This is a genomic window from Micromonospora sp. WMMA1947 (assembly GCF_027497355.1).
Classification (GTDB): domain Bacteria; phylum Actinomycetota; class Actinomycetes; order Mycobacteriales; family Micromonosporaceae; genus Micromonospora.
Genome location: NZ_CP114909.1, coordinates 3,957,696 through 3,973,075, shown reverse-complemented (window position 1 = coordinate 3,973,075; position 15,380 = coordinate 3,957,696). Strand labels below are relative to the sequence as shown.

Annotated in this window: 16 protein-coding genes; 8 read left to right on the top strand and 8 right to left on the bottom strand. The window is 73.6% G+C overall.

What is annotated here, in order from left to right:
- Positions 1-241 precede the first annotated feature (241 nt).
- Complete coding sequence (locus O7604_RS19045) at positions 242-490, top strand: DUF2630 family protein (protein ID WP_013287422.1); 249 nt, start codon at positions 242-244, stop codon at positions 488-490.
- Between the two features lie 46 nt (positions 491-536).
- Here O7604_RS19045 and O7604_RS19040 read toward each other — a convergent pair whose 3' ends face one another.
- The 3 genes from O7604_RS19040 to O7604_RS19030 form a co-directional block, all read right to left on the bottom strand.
- Positions 537-1,466 (bottom strand): RIO1 family regulatory kinase/ATPase, encoded by a 930-nt coding sequence (locus tag O7604_RS19040; RefSeq protein WP_281577263.1) that lies wholly within the window; start codon positions 1,464-1,466, stop codon positions 537-539.
- Between the two features lie 206 nt (positions 1,467-1,672).
- Positions 1,673-2,317, bottom strand: a complete 645-nt coding sequence (locus O7604_RS19035) for an HAD-IA family hydrolase (protein ID WP_120568947.1) — start codon at positions 2,315-2,317, stop codon at positions 1,673-1,675.
- A 59-nt stretch (positions 2,318-2,376) separates the two neighbouring features.
- Positions 2,377-3,222: a carbon-nitrogen hydrolase family protein gene (locus tag O7604_RS19030; RefSeq protein ID WP_269705067.1), complete on the bottom strand. Its 846-nt coding sequence runs from the start codon at positions 3,220-3,222 to the stop codon at positions 2,377-2,379.
- A gap of 105 nt (positions 3,223-3,327) precedes the next feature.
- Here O7604_RS19030 and O7604_RS19025 point away from each other — a divergent pair, with 105 nt between their 5' ends.
- From O7604_RS19025 to mug, 6 genes are all read left to right on the top strand, one after another.
- The gene (locus O7604_RS19025) at positions 3,328-3,900 is read left to right on the top strand and encodes a TetR/AcrR family transcriptional regulator (RefSeq protein ID WP_194803152.1); all 573 of its coding nucleotides are present in this window, start codon (positions 3,328-3,330) and stop codon (positions 3,898-3,900) included.
- A gap of 104 nt (positions 3,901-4,004) precedes the next feature.
- Positions 4,005-4,916, top strand: coding sequence for a TIGR04222 domain-containing membrane protein (locus O7604_RS19020; RefSeq protein ID WP_281577262.1), 912 nt, complete (start codon positions 4,005-4,007; stop codon positions 4,914-4,916).
- Positions 4,913-5,731: a DUF692 domain-containing protein gene (locus tag O7604_RS19015; RefSeq protein ID WP_281577261.1), complete on the top strand. Its 819-nt coding sequence runs from the start codon at positions 4,913-4,915 to the stop codon at positions 5,729-5,731. Before O7604_RS19020 ends, O7604_RS19015 begins: the two co-directional genes overlap by 4 nt.
- Entirely contained in the window at positions 5,728-6,174 is a 447-nt protein-coding gene (locus tag O7604_RS19010) for a hypothetical protein (protein WP_269705062.1), read from the top strand. Before O7604_RS19015 ends, O7604_RS19010 begins: the two co-directional genes overlap by 4 nt.
- A gap of 31 nt (positions 6,175-6,205) precedes the next feature.
- On the top strand, positions 6,206-6,967 hold the full coding sequence (locus tag O7604_RS19005; protein ID WP_269705061.1) for an SDR family oxidoreductase: 762 nt from the start codon (positions 6,206-6,208) through the stop codon (positions 6,965-6,967).
- A 61-nt stretch (positions 6,968-7,028) separates the two neighbouring features.
- Entirely contained in the window at positions 7,029-7,649 is a 621-nt protein-coding gene (gene mug / locus O7604_RS19000; protein WP_269705059.1) for a G/U mismatch-specific DNA glycosylase, read from the top strand.
- A gap of 69 nt (positions 7,650-7,718) precedes the next feature.
- Here the strand turns inward: mug and O7604_RS18995 are convergent, their stop codons facing one another.
- The 4 genes from O7604_RS18995 to O7604_RS18980 form a co-directional block, all read right to left on the bottom strand.
- Positions 7,719-9,701 carry an ABC transporter ATP-binding protein gene (locus O7604_RS18995; protein ID WP_281579982.1) on the bottom strand — a complete coding sequence of 661 codons (1,983 nt, stop codon included), beginning with the start codon at positions 9,699-9,701 and terminating at the stop codon, positions 7,719-7,721.
- A 132-nt stretch (positions 9,702-9,833) separates the two neighbouring features.
- On the bottom strand, positions 9,834-10,601 hold the full coding sequence (locus O7604_RS18990; RefSeq protein ID WP_281577260.1) for an enoyl-CoA hydratase/isomerase family protein: 768 nt from the start codon (positions 10,599-10,601) through the stop codon (positions 9,834-9,836).
- A gap of 43 nt (positions 10,602-10,644) precedes the next feature.
- Positions 10,645-10,872, bottom strand: coding sequence for a helix-turn-helix domain-containing protein (locus O7604_RS18985; protein WP_007072022.1), 228 nt, complete (start codon positions 10,870-10,872; stop codon positions 10,645-10,647).
- A gap of 312 nt (positions 10,873-11,184) precedes the next feature.
- Positions 11,185-12,792, bottom strand: a complete 1,608-nt coding sequence (locus tag O7604_RS18980; RefSeq protein ID WP_064445312.1) for an ABC-F family ATP-binding cassette domain-containing protein — start codon at positions 12,790-12,792, stop codon at positions 11,185-11,187.
- A gap of 246 nt (positions 12,793-13,038) precedes the next feature.
- On the opposite strand from O7604_RS18980, the gene O7604_RS18975 reads away from it, so the two are divergent.
- Complete coding sequence (locus tag O7604_RS18975; RefSeq protein WP_281579981.1) at positions 13,039-13,953, top strand: neutral zinc metallopeptidase; 915 nt, start codon at positions 13,039-13,041, stop codon at positions 13,951-13,953.
- Positions 13,954-14,021: 68 nt separating this feature from the next.
- Here O7604_RS18975 and O7604_RS18970 read toward each other — a convergent pair whose 3' ends face one another.
- Positions 14,022-15,233 carry a hypothetical protein gene (locus O7604_RS18970; RefSeq protein ID WP_281577259.1) on the bottom strand — a complete coding sequence of 404 codons (1,212 nt, stop codon included), beginning with the start codon at positions 15,231-15,233 and terminating at the stop codon, positions 14,022-14,024.
- Positions 15,234-15,380: the final 147 nt, after the last annotated feature.

Genomic DNA, 15,380 nt, shown 5'->3' with positions numbered 1-15,380 from the left:
AGGGTCGCGACTCCGTATCGACCCGTGACGTTGCCCGTGAGCATGCCATCCTGAGTCGCAGATCAAAAGGCAGGTCAGAGGATATTTCACGTAACAACAATCTCTTTGTCGAGAATGGAGCCAGTGGGATATGCGTCACTCGCGTACACAGTGGTCGCTGCGGAGCGCGAGCGACGCTCACCTCTGCGCGGACGCCGCCAGAACGCGGGCGCGGACCCGTCCGCTGTGCCAAGCTTCGGGCATGGACGACAAGACCATCCTGAGCCGGATCTCGGAACTCGTCGACGAGGAGCACCGGCTGCGCGCCGACGCGCAGCAGCACGAGGCCGGCACCGACGACGAGGCGCGGGAGCGGCTGCGCGCCCTGGAGGAGTCCCTGGACCAGTGCTGGGACCTGCTGCGCCGCCGCCGGGCCGCCCGCCAGGCGCACGGCGACCCGGACGCCCAGGGCGAACGCCCGGTGCCGGAGGTCGAGCGCTACCTGCAGTGACCCGGACCGGCGTCCCGGGCGGTCTCCCGCCCGGGACGCCGGCCGGTCAGCGCAGCCCCGCCTCCCGCAGCAGCGCCTCGGTCAGCGCCGCCGGGTCGGTCACCGTCGCCGGCATCCCGCGGGCGGTGAACCAGGCGGCCACCACCCGCACGTCGCGGGCCAGGAAGTCGGCCCCCTGCGGGTTGGCCACCACGTCGACCACCTGTGGCAGGTCGATCATCACCAGCCGGCCCGCGTCCACCAGCAGGTTGTACGGGGACAGGTCGCCGTGTGCGTACCCGGCGCGGGCGAGCACCGTCAGCGCCTCGACGAGCTGCTCCCACAGGTCACGCAGCTCGCCGGCGTCGGGCCGGGTCTGGGCCAGCCGCGGCGCGGCCTCCCCCGCCCCGGCGTCGCCGACGAACTCCAGCATCAGCTCGGTGCCGAGCAGCTGCACCGGATAGGGCACCGCGATCCGCCCGGAGGCGGACCCGATCTCCCAGAGCTGGGACAGCGCGGCGAACTCGGCCGCCGCCCACTGCCCGGCGATCATCTGCCGGCCGAACGCGGTGCGGCCGGTCATCGCCCGCATCTCACGGGACCGGCGCACCCGGCGGCCCTCCAGGTAACCGGCGTCGCGGTGGAACAGCCGGTGCTGGGCGTCGCGGTAGCGCTTGACCGCGAGCAGGCAACTCCGGTCGGTGCCCGGCACGGCCCGGCGGACCAGGTGGACGTCCGCCTCCTTGCCGGTCTTGAGCACCCCGAGCTCGGTGTCCCGGGCGGCCAGTTCGGTGACCAGCCAGTCCGGGTGCGGCTCGGGGCCGTGGACGGCCTGGTCCCAGGAGGACCAGGCGTCCTCCGCCTCGGGCTCGGCGTCCGGGTCGGTGAGGGTCGGCGGGGTGTGCCGCCCCCGCTTCAGGAAGTCGGGTTCGTCGTCGTCGAAGCGGCTCTTGCCGCGGCCACGGCGCTGCGGCGCCGGGAAGTCGTGATCGCGCACGGGTGGATCTGTCCTTCGATCGAGGCTGGTGGAGGCAGGTGGAACGACCCTGCGAAGACGGCCATGACCGACCTCCTCTCCTCGACCGGGCACACCCCGGCTGCGCACTCGCGCGGCACCATGCTCGTGGCCCTGCCCGGTGCGGGTCAAACGGATTTTCCGTCCGGGCCCGCCGTGCCCTTGTCGCTGCGCCGTCGTGCGCGCGGTCAGCCGGCCAGGACGGCCGCGACGGCGGCGATCAGCCCGTCCTCGATCCGGGTGGGCGCGAACCTCGGGTCGGACCAGCGGCGTCCCCGGTGCAGCCAGACGCTGGGCAGGCCCACCGCCGTCGCGCCGCCGATGTCCGCCTCCGGGCTGTCGCCCACCACCCACGCGCCGCGCAGCGGCATCCGGGCCCGCTGGGCGGCGAGCGCGAAGATCCTCGGGTTGGGCTTGCTGACGCCCGCCTCCTCGGAGATCACCCAGTCGGCGACGTACCGGTCCAGGCCGGTCTTGCGGATCTTGGCGTCCTGTTGACGGGACGCGCCGTTGGTGACCACCACCGGCACCCAGCCCGCGTCGGCGGCGATCCGCAGCGCGCAGGCCACCAGCGGGTCCAGCCGCATGTGCGCCACCACGCCGTCGTGCAGCTCGTCGACCAGGTCGATCGAGGGGATGCGCAGCGCGTACCGGTCGCGGATCGCATCCGCCACGTCCCACCTGTTGGTGAGCCCGTCCGCGTCCACCGACACCAGCCAGTCGAGGTCGGCCGGCGGCGCGCCGATGCCGTCCAGGAAGCGTTCTCCCCAGGCGCGGAACGGCCCGTCGCGGTCGAGCAGGGTGTTGTCCAGATCGAGCAGGAGCAACGGCACTTGGGCACCCTACGGTAACGCTCGGAGCACCGACAGGGCCGAGGGCTCCCCCACGACGATCAGGCCACGAGGACGGCGCGCGCCGCCCCGGCGTCGAGCGGACGGTCCAGCAGCATCGTGTGCGCCGCGCGGGTGGCCGCCAGCGCATCCGGGTCCAGCGTTGCCACCAGCACGTCCTCGCCGGTGTCGGCGCCCCGGGCCAACGGCCGGCCCTCCGGGTCGTACACCGCCGCGCCGCCGTTGAAGCGCCAGGGATCGGTGCCGCCGACCGCGTTGGCGAACACCACGTACATGGTGTTGTCCAGCGCGCGGGCGGCGTAGTAGAGGTCGCGGCGGTGCGCCGAGCCGGCCAGGTAGCCGCTCGGGCAGAGGTAGCCGTGCGCGCCGTCACCGGCGGCGGCCCGCGCGTGCTCGGGGAAACAGCCGTCGTAGCAGACGCCCAGGCCCAGCCGCCACGTGTCGACCTCGAGCGTGGCGCCCCGGCGACCGGCGTCGAACAGCTCCCGCTCGCCGCTCCAGAGCTGCTGCTTGTCGTACGCGGCGGTGACCGTGCCGGCCGCGTCCACGACGAGCGAGGAGATGGTGCGCCGCCGGTCGGGGTGGCGGACGGCGGCGCCGATGACCACCGCGGCGCCAGCGTCGGCGGCGGCGGTCCGCAGCGGGTCCAGCCGGGCGTCGGCCACCCGGCCGTCGGCGTCGGCCGCGACGTCCGTGGCGTCCGGGTCGGCGCCGAGCGTCGGCGGGTGGTACGCCGGCAGGAACAGCTCGGGCAGCACCACGACGCGGGCGCCCTCGGCCCGGCCGACGAGGCGGGCGGCGGCACGGGCGTTGCCGGCGACGTCGCCGGGGACGGGCTGGGCCTGGACGGCGGCGACGGTGAGCGGGTGCGCGGGCGGGGCGGTCACGCGCCGATCCTAACCACTCGGCGTCGCGCGAATGATCATCCGGAATCGCATCTCAAGCCGTACGTACGGTTTGCATCACGCGGTTCCACCTGCGACGATCCGTTCGTGCCCAGAGTAAGTCAGGACCAGCTCGACGCGCGCCGGCAGGAGATCCTCGCGGCGGCGCGGGCGTGTTTCGCCCGGCACGGCTACGAGGGCGCCACCGTGCGGCGGCTGGAGGAGGCCACCGGCCTGTCCCGTGGCGCGATCTTCCACCACTTCCGCGACAAGGACTCGCTGTTCCTCGCCGTGGCCGAGGACGACGCCGCCGCGATGGTGGAGACGGTGGCCCGTAACGGCCTGGTGCAGGTCATGCGCGACCTGCTCGCCCGGGCCGTCTCGCCGGACACCACCGGCTGGCTCGGCAGCCAGCTGGAGGTCTCCCGCCGGCTGCGCACCGACCCCGCCTTCGCCAAGCGCTGGGCGGAGCGCTCCGAGGCCATCGCCGCGGCCACCCGGGAGCGCCTGCTGCGGCAGCGCGAGGCGGGTGTGCTCCGCGACGACGTGCCGATCGACGTGCTGGCCCAGTTCCTGGAGCTGGCCTACGACGGGCTCGTGCTGCACCTGGCGATGGGCCGGCCGGCCGGCGACCTGGCCCGGGTGCTCGACCTGGTCGAGGAGGCCGTCCGCCGGCACTGAGCCGGTGCCGGTCTCGGTCCGGTAACTACGCCCCGCCAGGAGATCGACTCTGGCGCGCCTGCTCCACAATGAGCCGCGACCCCTCCTCGCGACAGGAGCAGACGATGACCCCCTCCGACACCTGGGGCATCCCCGGCCCCGTATTCCTGCGCTGGTACCTCCTGCTCGCCGTCGTCCTGGTCATCGGCGCGGTCGTCTACCGGCGGCGGATGCTCGCCGGCACGCCGGTGAACGTGCACGGCGACCTGGGGCCGCAGCAGGTCGCCTACCTCAACGGTGGCGACCAGCTCGCCGTCTGGGCCGCGCTGGGCGGGCTGCGCCACGCGGGCGCGGTCGGCGTACGACCGGACCGGCGGCTCACCACCGGCGGCCCGTTGCCGGCCGGGGCCACCCCGCTGGACCAGGCGGTCCACCACGCGGCGAGCCGCGGTCTGCGCACCCGGGACCTGGCGGCCGACGACTGGGTACGGCGTGCCCTCGACGAGCTGCGCGACGGCTTGGTCCGCCGGGGCCTGGCCCTGGACCAGGAGCGGCGCCGGACGCTGCGGCGCGGCGCGCTCCTGATCGGAGCCCTGCTGGCGATCGGCATCGTGCGCGCGATCTCCGGGATGCTCAACGATCGGCCCACCGGCTGGCTGCTGCTCAGCCTGTTCCCGCTCGGCCTCGCGTTCCTGCTGCTCAATCGCGTGCCGTGGCGGACCCGGGCGGCCACCGCCGCGCTGAACGACATGCGCCGCCGGCACACCTGGTTGCGGCCGGCCGCCGGGCCCGCGTACACCACGTACGGTCCGACCGAGGTGGCACTGGGCGTGGCGCTGTTCGGCACCGCCACGCTCTGGACGATGGATCCGGGCTTCGCGGAGCAGGCCGAGATCCAGCGGCAGGCGATGGGCAACGCGGGCGGCGCGAGCTCCGGCACCTCCTGCGGCGGCGGGGCGACCGCCGGCAGCTCCTGCGGAGGCGGCAGCTCCTGCGGCGGAGGCGGTGGCTGCGGCGGAGGCGGGTGCGGCGGATGACCGGCCCGTCCGGCGTCGGCATCGGCTGGCGCCCCGAGATCGCCGGCTTCGTGGCCGGCCTGCCGGGGCTGCGCTTCGTCGAGGTGGTCGCGGAGGCGGTCGCGACCGCCGGGCCGCTCCCGGACGGGCTCGCCGAGCTGCGCGAACGCGGCGTGGACGTCGTACCCCACGGGGTGCGGCTGTCCCTCGGCGGCGCGGAGCCGGTCGACCGGGCCCGGGTGGCGCACCTGGCCGGGGTGGCCGCGGCCCTGGACGCGCCGCTGGTGAGCGAGCACATCGCGTTCGTGCGGGCCGGCGGCCTCGAGGCCGGTCACCTGCTGCCGCTGCCGCGCAGCCGCGAGGCGGTCACGGCGGTGGTGGCAAACGTGCGGCGGACGCAGGCGGAACTGCCGGTGCCGCTGGCCCTGGAACCGATCGCGGCGCTGTTCGACTGGCCGGACGACGAACTGGACGAGGCCGACTTCCTCACCGAGATCCTCGACGCCACCGGCGCGCTGCTGCTGCTCGACGTGGCGAACGTGCACGCCAACGCCCGCAACCGGGGCGGTGACCCGGCCGCGCTGCTGGACCGGCTGCCGCTGGAGCGCATCGCCTACGCGCACGTCGCGGGCGGCGCCGAGCACGGCGGCTTCTACCACGACACGCACACCGACCCGGTGCCCGCCGCCGTGCTGGACCTGGTCCGCGAGCTGTGCACCAGGCGCCGGCCGCCCGCGCTGCTGCTGGAACGCGACGGGCACTACCCGCCCGCCGCCGAGTTGCGCGGCGAACTGGACGCGCTGGCCGCCGCGTCCGGCCACCCGGTGGTCACGTGAGCGGCGACCTGGCGGCCCGGCAGGCCGAGCTGGTCGCCGCACTGGTGGCCGGCGGGCCGCTGCCGGCCGGCTTCACCCCGGCGCCGGTCGAGGCGGCCCGCCGGGCGCTGCTGCGCAAGCGGGCCGGCGACGTGGCCCGGCACTGGCCGCTGCTCGCCGCCGGTCTCGGCCCCGGCTGGCCGGCCGCGTTCGCCGCCTGGGCCGACGGCCGCCCCACGAACGGGTCGCTGCGCGACGGCTGGGACCTGGCCCGCGACCTGCGCGAGCGGGACGCGCTGCCGCCGCTGGGCGCGGACGAGCTGGCCGTGCGCGAGGCGGCGAGCCGCTACGACGGCCGCCGCCCGCCCCGGCCGCGCCGCCTGCCGGCCCTGGCCCGGACCGGCGGCGCCGTCGCGGTTCAGGTCGCCGGCCGGGTACGCCTGCTGCGGCCCGCCCCACGCTGACAGGCACCCGCCGGTACGGCAGGATCGGTGCATGGATCTCGGACTCGGCGACCGGGTGTACGTGCTCACCGGCGCCTCCGGCGGCCTCGGCTTCGCCACCGCCGAACAGCTCGTCGCCGACGGCGCCCGGGTGGTCATCTCCGCGCGTACCCCGGAACGGGTGGCCGCCGCGATCGAGGCGCTCGGCGGCCCGCGGCACGCAATCGGGCTGACCGCCGACCTCACCGACCCCGCCACCCCGGAGCGGCTCGTCGCCGCCGCCCGCGAACACTTCGGCCGCCTCGACGGCGCGCTGATCTCGGTCGGTGGCCCGCCGCCGGGCACCGCCGCCACCGTGACCGACGAGCAGTGGCGCGAGTCGTTCGAGACGGTCTTCCTGGGCAGCGTCCGGCTCGCACGCACAGTGGCCGGAGCACTCACCGACGGCGGCGCGATCGGGCTGGTGCTGTCCACCTCGGTACGCGGACCGCTGCCCGGTCTCGGCATCTCCAACGGCCTGCGGCCGGGCCTCGCCGGCGTGGCCAAGGACATGGCGGACGAGTTCGGCCCGCGCGGCGCACGCGTGGTCAGCCTGCTGCCGGGACGGATCATGACCGACCGCAACCGGGAGCTGCTGGCCGGTTCCGGCGACCCCGAGCGGGCCCGCGCGCAGGCCGAGGCGGCGATCCCGCTCCGGCGCATCGGCGACCCGGCGGAGTTCGGAAAGGTGGCCGCGTTCCTGCTCTCCCCCGCCGCCGGGTACGTCACCGGGATCACCGTCCCGGTCGACGGCGGCGCGCTGCGCGGGCTGTGACAGTGGCCGGACTTCCCGCGCCGGCGGCGCCGCCCGGCCGGCTTCCCGGGTCGGTGGGCCGGTGAGCGATCGGCGGCGACCGGCCGGTAAGCGGCCCGAGGCGGCGCCGGGACCGGGGACGCCCGCCCGCCGCCACCCCCGGCCCAGCCGTGAGCAGCTCGCGGCGGCGGCCGACCGGCTGCTGCCCGACGTGATCGCACCCGGTCTGGACGTGCTGTTCGTCGGCATCAACCCGGGCCTGTGGTCGGCGGCCACCGGCTGGCACTTCGCCCGCCCGGGCAACCGGTTCTGGCCCGCCCTGCACCGGGGCGGCTTCACGCCGCGGCTGCTGCACCCCAGCGAACAGGACACGCTTCCGGCGCTGGGCCTCGGCATCACCAACATGGTGGCCCGGGCCAGTGCCCGCGCCGACGAACTCACCGCCGACGAACTGGTCGACGGCGCCGCCACGCTCACCGCGAAGGTCGAGCACTACCGGCCGCGCTGGGTGGCGGTGGTCGGGGTGACCGCGTACCGGATCGGGTTCGCCCGGCCCAAGGCGGCGTTCGGGCCGCAGGCGGAGACGCTCGCGGCGGCCCGGCTCTGGGTGCTGCCCAACCCGAGCGGTCTGAACGCCCACTTCACCCCGGAGACGCTGGGTGCCGCGTTCGCCGAGCTGCGCGCCGCGGTCGTCACGGGTTAGGCGTCGGCCCGGTGCCGGCGGGGCCGCCGCCGGCTCGGCCGGCACCGGGAGCGCCGCCTGGCCGGTCCGCTAGTTGGCAGCGGCCGGGGGCATGGCCTCGTGGGCGACGTAGGTGCCCATCGGCACGGTGGTCACCACCGGCTCGGGCTGCTCGGCCTCGGCGTGGGGCGCGGGCGAGTCGGTGACCGCGAACTGGGTGCGGTACAGCTCGGCGTACAGGCCGCCGACGGCCACCAGCTCGTCGTGCCGGCCGCGCTCCACGATCCGGCCCTCGTCGAGCACGAGAATCTGGTCGGCGTCGCGGACGGTGGAGAGCCGGTGGGCGATGACCAGTGCGGTACGCCCGGTCAGCGCCACCGACAACGCCCGCTGCACCGCCGCCTCGCTCTCCGAGTCCAGGTGGGCGGTGGCCTCGTCGAGGATCACGATCGACGGGGCCTTGAGCAGCAGCCGGGCGATGGCGATGCGCTGCTTCTCGCCGCCGGAGAAGCGGTAGCCCCGCTCCCCGACCGTCGTGTCGAGCCCGTCCGGCAGCGCCCGGACCAGGTCGGCGACCTGCGCACCGGCCAGCGCCGCCCAGATCTCGTCGTCGGTGGCGTCGGGCTTGGCGTAGCGCAGGTTCTCCCGGATCGTCTCGTGGAACAGGTGCGAGTCCTGCGTGACCACGCCGATCTCGTCGCGCAGCGAGGCGAGCGTGGCGTCCCGTACGTCGACGCCACCGACGAGCACCTGGCCGTCGCTGACGTCGTAGATCCGGGAGATGAGCATGGACAGCGTCGACTTGCCCGCCCCGGAGGGGCCGACCAGCGCCACCATCTGCCCCGGCTCGACAGCGAACGAGACGCCCTTGAGCACCGGCTCGTTGACCGTCCGGTCGAGGGTCGAGACCTCCTCCAGGGAGGCGAGCGACACCTCGGCGGCGCTCGGGTAACGGAACCGCACGTCGCGGAACTCGACCCGGCCGTTGCCGCGCGGCACCGGCACCGCGTCCGGCTTCTCGGTGATGGACGGGCGCAGGTCGAGCACCTCGAAGACCCGGTCGAAGGAGACGAGCGCGCTCATCACGTCGACCCGGACGTTCGACAGGGCGGTCAGCGGGCCGTAGAGGCGGGTCAGCAGCAACGCCAGCTTGACCACGGTGCCGGCGCTGACCGCACCGGTGACGGCCAGCCAGCCGCCGACGCCGTACGTCAGCGCCTGGGCCAGCGACGCGACGAGCAGCATCGCCACGAAGAACGTCCGCGAGTACATCGCGGACTGGATGCCGATGTCGCGCACCCGCTCGGCCCGGCGGGCGAACCGGTCGGCCTCCACCTCCGGCGCGCCGAACAGCTTGACCAGGAGCGCGCCCGCGACGCCGAACCGCTCGGTCATCGTGGCGTTCATCTTGGCGTCGAGGTTGTAGGACTCGCGGGTGATCTCGGCCAGTCGCCTGCCGACCCGGCGGGCCGGGATGATGAAGATCGGCAGCAGCACCAGCGCCAGCACGGTGATCTGCCAGGACAGCACGAGCATCGCCGCGGCGGTGAGCACGAGCTGGATGACGTTGCTGACCACGCCGGACAGCGTCGAGGTGAACGCCCGCTGGGCGCCGAGCACGTCGTTGTTGAGCCGGCTGACCAGGGCGCCGGTCTGGGTGCGGGTGAAGAACTGCAGCGGCATCCGCTGGACGTGGTCGTACACCCGGGTGCGCAGGTCGAGGATGATGCCCTCGCCGATGCGGGCCGAATACCACCGCTGGACCAGCGAGAACAGCGCGTCGGCCACGGCGAGCGCGGCGATGATCAGCGCGAGGCGGACCACAGTCGAGCGGGCGTCGGGGCCACCGCCGGCGATCGCGTCGATGACGTCGCCGGCGAGCAGCGGCGTGGCCACGCCGATCACCGCGGCGATGACCACGGTGATCAGGAAGACGACGATGTCGCGCCGGTAGGGCCGGGCGAACGCGACGATCCGCCGGGCGGTGCCGCGCTTGAGCTCGTGTGCGGAGACCTCGTCGCGGTTACGCAGCGACCGGAGCATGCTCCAGCCGCCCATGCCGCCGCCGGCCATCGGGTGGGACACTCGTCACCTCCGGGTCGTCGGGGCAGCATGAACCGTCGGAGTCCATTCTCCCGACGCCTGTGACAACCTCGCGAGTAACCCAGATCTTCCCGGACGGTCCTTACGAAATCGCCGTACCGGCTATTCGCCCCGCCCGGCCAGGTCCCGGATCCGCCGGGTCTGCGCCTCCCGCTCGGCGCGCTGCTGCTCGGCGTGCGAGCGTACGGCCGCGCCCGCGAGCAGCGCCTTGATCTCGACGATCGCGTCCCGGTTGTTCGCGAGCAGCCCGGCGGACAGATCACGCACGGCGCCGTCCAGCTCGTCGTTCGGCACCACGAGCGTGGCCAGGCCGATCCGGTCCGCCTCGGCGGCGTCCATCCGGCGGCCGGTGGCGCAGATCTCCAGCGCCCGGGAGTAGCCGACCAGCTCGACCAGGCGGCGCGTGCCGGCCAGGTCGGGAACCAGGCCGAGGGTCACCTCGGCCATCGAGAGCTTCGCGTCGGCGGCGAGCACCCGCATGTCGCAGGCCAGCGCCAGCTGGAAGCCGGCGCCGATGGCGTGGCCCTGCACGGCGGCGATCGACACCACGTCCGGCCGGTGCAGCCAGGTGAACCCACCCTGGTAGTCGGCGATCCGGTCGGCGCACTCCGCCTCCGGCATCGCGGCCAGCTCGGCGAAGGAGCCCGGCCCGGTCGCACCGGCGACCGCCAGGTCCAGGCCCGCGGAGAAGGCGCGCCCCTCCCCGCGTACGACGACGACGCGCACGTCGCCGGGCAGGTCGCGGGAGAAGTCACTCATCGCGCGCCACATCGCCGGGGTCTGGGCGTTCAGTACGTCGGGCCGGCACAACGTCACCGTCGCGACCGGCCCGTCGCAGTCGAAGCGCACTCCGGTCGTCTCGGCGGTCACCGGACGCCCCGCAACACGCTGGTGGACGACGCTGGGGGGCGGGTCACGCCTTCTTCCGGCGCCGGGCGCCGCCGCGCTGCCGCAGCTGCACCCCGGACTCGGTGAGCACCCGGTGGATGAACCCGTAGGAACGGCCGGTCGAGGCCGCCAGAGCACGAATGCTCTCTCCGCCGGTGTACCGCTTTACCAGGTCTTTGGCGAGCGTCTGACGCTCGGCCCCGACGATCCGGCGACCCTTCTCAGTGCTGGTGGCTGTGCCGGTGGCTGCCATGCTGATTCCTCACGTCCCAGACTGTGCGGTTCGGATACGGTCCCACCTATTAGACCGCCTCGGACGATCATGCGCCAGATATCAACTATTCGCCAACCGACACGCTACGCAATGTCAGCTTCCCGATAGAGTGATCCTTCCGGTCGGCTGATCCGTACCGCCCCGCCGGACGAGCGACACGCGGCACCACGGTCGCCCCCCCCACCCCGTCGATCATGAAGTTGACGGCGATGTGGATCTCCAAAAATGCCGCCACCTTCATGATCGACCAGCAGAGTGCCCTGGGGGGTGGGGGGAGGAGGGCGGGCGGGGTCAGGCCAGCTCGACCAGCTCCAGCAGGTCGTCGGACCAGGCGTCCTCGTCGCCGTCGGGCAGCAGGATCGCGCGGTCCGGCTTGAGCGCGCTGACCGCGCCCGGGTCGTGCGTGACCAGCACGATCGCGCCCGGATAGCGGGCGATCGCGTCGAGCACCTGCTCCCGGCTGACCGGGTCGAGGTTGTTCGTCGGCTCGTCCAGCAGCAGCACGTTGGCGCCGGAGCAGACCAGCGTGGCCAGCGCCAGCCGGGTCTTCTCACCGCCGGAGAGCACACCCGCCGGCTTGTCCACGTCCTCGCCGGAGAACAGGAACGCGCCGAGGATCTTGCGCAGGTCGGTGTCGGTCTGGTCGGACGCGGCACTGCGCATGTGCTCCAGGATCGTCCGGTCCACGTCGAGCGTCTCGTGCTCCTGGGCGTAGTAGCCCAGCCGCAGCCCGTGCCCGGGGCGTACCTCGCCGGTGTCCGGCTCCAGCAGCCCGCCGAGCATCCGCAGCAGCGTGGTCTTGCCGGCGCCGTTGAGGCCGAGGATGGCCACCCGGGAACCCCGGTCGACCGCCACGTTGACGTCGGTGAAGATCTCCAGCGACCCGTACGACTTGGACAGGCCAGTCGCGGTCAGCGGCGTCTTGCCGCACGGCGCGGGGCTCGGGAACCGTACCTTCGCGACCTTGTCCGCGACGCGGACCTCGTCCAGGCCGGAGAGCAGGCGCTCGGCGCGCCGGGCCATGTTCTGCGCGGCGACGGTCTTGGTGGCCTTGGCCCGCATCTTGTCCGCCTGCGCCATCAGGGCGCCGGCCTTCTTCTCGGCGTTTGCGCGCTCCCGGCGGCGGCGCCGCTCGTCGGTCTCGCGCGCCTCCAGGTACGCCTTCCACCCCAGGTTGTACGTGTCGACCACGGACCGGGTGGCGTCCAGGAACCAGACCTTGTTGACCACGGCCTCCAGCAGCGAGGCGTCGTGGGAGATCACGATCAGGCCGCCCTTGTGGTTGGCGAGGAACCCGCGCAGCCAGGTGATCGAGTCGGCGTCGAGGTGGTTCGTGGGCTCGTCGAGCAGCAGGATGCCGCCGCCGTTCTCGCCGGCGTCGCGGAACAGGATCCGGGCCAGCTCGATGCGGCGGCGCTGACCGCCGGAGAGCGTGCCGATGGTCTGCGCCAGAGCGCGGTCGGGCAGGCCGAGGTTGGCGCAGATGCGGGCCGCCTCGGCCTCGGCCGCGTAGCCGCCGAGCGAGGCGAACTGGTCCTCCAGCGCACCGTAGCGGCGGACCAGCCGCTCGTCGTCGGCGCCCTCGGCGAGCTTGTTCTCCAGCTCCTTCATCTGCGCCATGAGCACGTCCAGCCCGCGGGCGGAGAGCACCCGGTCCCGGCCGGTGACGTCCAGGTCACCGGTACGTGGGTCCTGCGGCAGGTAGCCGATGGCGCTGCGCCGGTCGATCTGGCCGCCGTACGGCTGCCCCTCCCCGGCGAGCACCTTCAGGGTGGTGGTCTTGCCGGCGCCGTTGCGGCCGACCAGGCCGATCCGGTCCCCCGGCTGCACCCGCAGGGTGGTGTCGGACAGCAGGATCCGGGAACCGGCGCGCAGTTCCAGGCCGGTGGCAGTGATCATCTCGGAGTACTCGCTCTCGGGTCCGGAAGGGCTGATTCAGGGCACGCGAAAGCGCCGGCGGGTGGAATTTCCCGTCGGCGCGGGGCGGTTCAGCCTTCGCAGCGCAGCACGGGGGCAAGTGTACCGGTCCCCGCGGGCCCCCTCCCCCGGATTACCGTGCAAGATCATCGGGTACGAAACCCGCCGTCCGGACCCGGTCCGGTACCGCAACCATCACAAACGGACACATCGGTGATCGGGGTCAACATGGAGCTGAACGAGAACGCGAGGGTCGACACCAGCCAGGTGGACGACCGGCGAGGGTCCGGCGGAGGCGGCGGGATGGGCATTCCGATCCCGATCGGCGGCGGCCGGGGCGGGATCGTGGGCATCATCATCGCCGTACTGGTCGCCCTGGTGGGCGGCGGCTTCGGCCTCAACGCCGCCACCAACGGCGGCGGCTCCGAGCAGGGCGACAACACCTCGCTGGAGCAGAAGTGCTCGGCACAGGACGCACTGGAGCAGCTCGACTGCCGCAACACCCTCTACGTCAACTCGATCCAGGCGTACTGGCGTACCGCGATGCCGGAGGCGTTCGGCGAGCAGTACAAGCCGTCGAAGACCGTGTTCTTCAGCCAGAACGTGAGCACCGCCTGCGGCGCCGCCGACTCCGGCGTGGGCCCGTTCTACTGCCCGGCCGACGACCAGGTCTACATCGACCTCACGTTCTACCGGCTGCTGGCCGACCAGCTCGGCGCCAAGGGTGAGTTCGCCCAGCCGTACGTGCTGGCCCACGAGTACGGCCACCACGTGCAGGACCTGCTCGGCACCGAGGCGCAGATGCGCCGCCAGCAGGAGCGCGACCCGCAGAGCGCGAACGCGCTGTCGGTGAAGCTCGAGCTGCAGGCCGACTGCTACGCCGGCGCGTGGGCGAAGAACGCCACCGGCACCGCCGACGACCGCGGGCAGAAGATCTTCAAGAGCATCACCGAGGAGGACATCTCGCAGGCCATCGACGCCGCCGAGAAGATCGGCGACGACGCGATCCAGGAGCGCTCCGGCCGGCCGGTGAACCCGGACGAGTTCACCCACGGCACCTCGGAGCAGCGCAAGCAGTGGTTCACCAAGGGCTTCACCACCGGTGACCCGAAGTCCTGCGACACCTTCGGTTCGGGGGCCTGATCCCCGCAGACCGCATCGGCCCGCACCGCCGCAGACGGCGGTGCGGGCCGATGTCGTTTCCGGGGCGGTCAGGCCGGCAGCGTCACCTGACCCGGGGTGGACCGGTTGACGGTCGTCCCGTCACCGAGCTGGCCCCCGCTGTTGTCGCCCCAGCACCACAGGCCGGCGTCGGTACGGATCGCGCAGCCGTGATCGGTGACCGCGAGGCCGCCGGTCCAGCTGGTGGCGCTACCGACCTGGGCGGGCGCGGACCGGTGGGTGGTGCTGCCGTCGCCCACCTGGCCGGCCGAGTTCTTGCCCCAGCACCACAGGGTGCCGTCGGTACGCGACGCGCAGGACGTGTCGCTGCTGGCGGCGATCCGGTTCCAGGTGGTGGCGGTGCCGATCTGCACCGGCGCGGTCCGGTAGGTGCCGCTCACGCCGAGCTGCCCGTAGCCGTTCTCACCCCAGCACCACAGCGCGCCGGAGCGGACCCCGCAGGTGTGCGCGTACCCGGCCGCGACGCCGGTCCACCCGGTCGCGGTGCCGACCTGCGCGGGCGCGGTCTGGGGCGTCAGGTTGCCGAGCCCGAGCTGGCCGTCCGAGCTGGCCCCCCAGCACCAGAGCGTGCCGCCGGTCCGGATGCCGCAGGTGTGCCCGTAGCCGGTCGAGACGCTCACCCAGTCGGTGGCCGTGCCGACCTGCAGCGGGGTGTTCGCGACGTACGGCGAGGCGCCGACGCCCAGCTGGGTGGTCCGGTTGAAGCCCCAGCACCAGAGCGTGCCGTCGGTGCGGATCGCGCAGGTGTGCTGGGGGCCGGCGTCGACCCGGGCCCAGGTGGTCGCGGTGCCGACCTGCACCGGGGTGCTGCGGCTGGTGGTGCTCCCGTCGCCGAGCTGGCCCCGGAAGTTCGAGCCCCAGCACCACAGCGTCCCGTCCGTGCGGACCGCGCAGGTGTGCCCGGAACCGGCGTCGACGTTCGTCCAGGTGGCGGTGCCGACCTGCGTCGGGGCACTGCGGTTCGTGGTGGTCCCGTCGCCGAGCTGACCGCCGTAGTTCGAGCCCCAGCACCACAGTCCCCCGTCGGTGCTGATCGCGCACGTGTGCGCGCCGCCCGCGGTGACGCTGCTGACGGTGGGCGCGGCGAGGGCGGCGCGCTGCGCCGGGCCCGCGTTCGCCGTACCGGCCGTGAGTGCGGTGGTGAGCACGAGGCTTCCGGCGCTCACCGCCGCCGCCGCGACGAGGAGCCTCGTCGCACGGCGCCACCGGGCACGCAGCCGGCCGTCCTGATATCCGCTCATGAAGTTGTTCTCTCCCAACGATGTCGGCACGTGATGGCGGAGGCGAAGCTGCCCTGCGGGTCGCCCGGAGACCCGGCTTCGTGACACCGACGATAGGCATCGAGTCGATTCGATGCACCTTCGAGAAGCGGGATTGAGTCGTCTTGA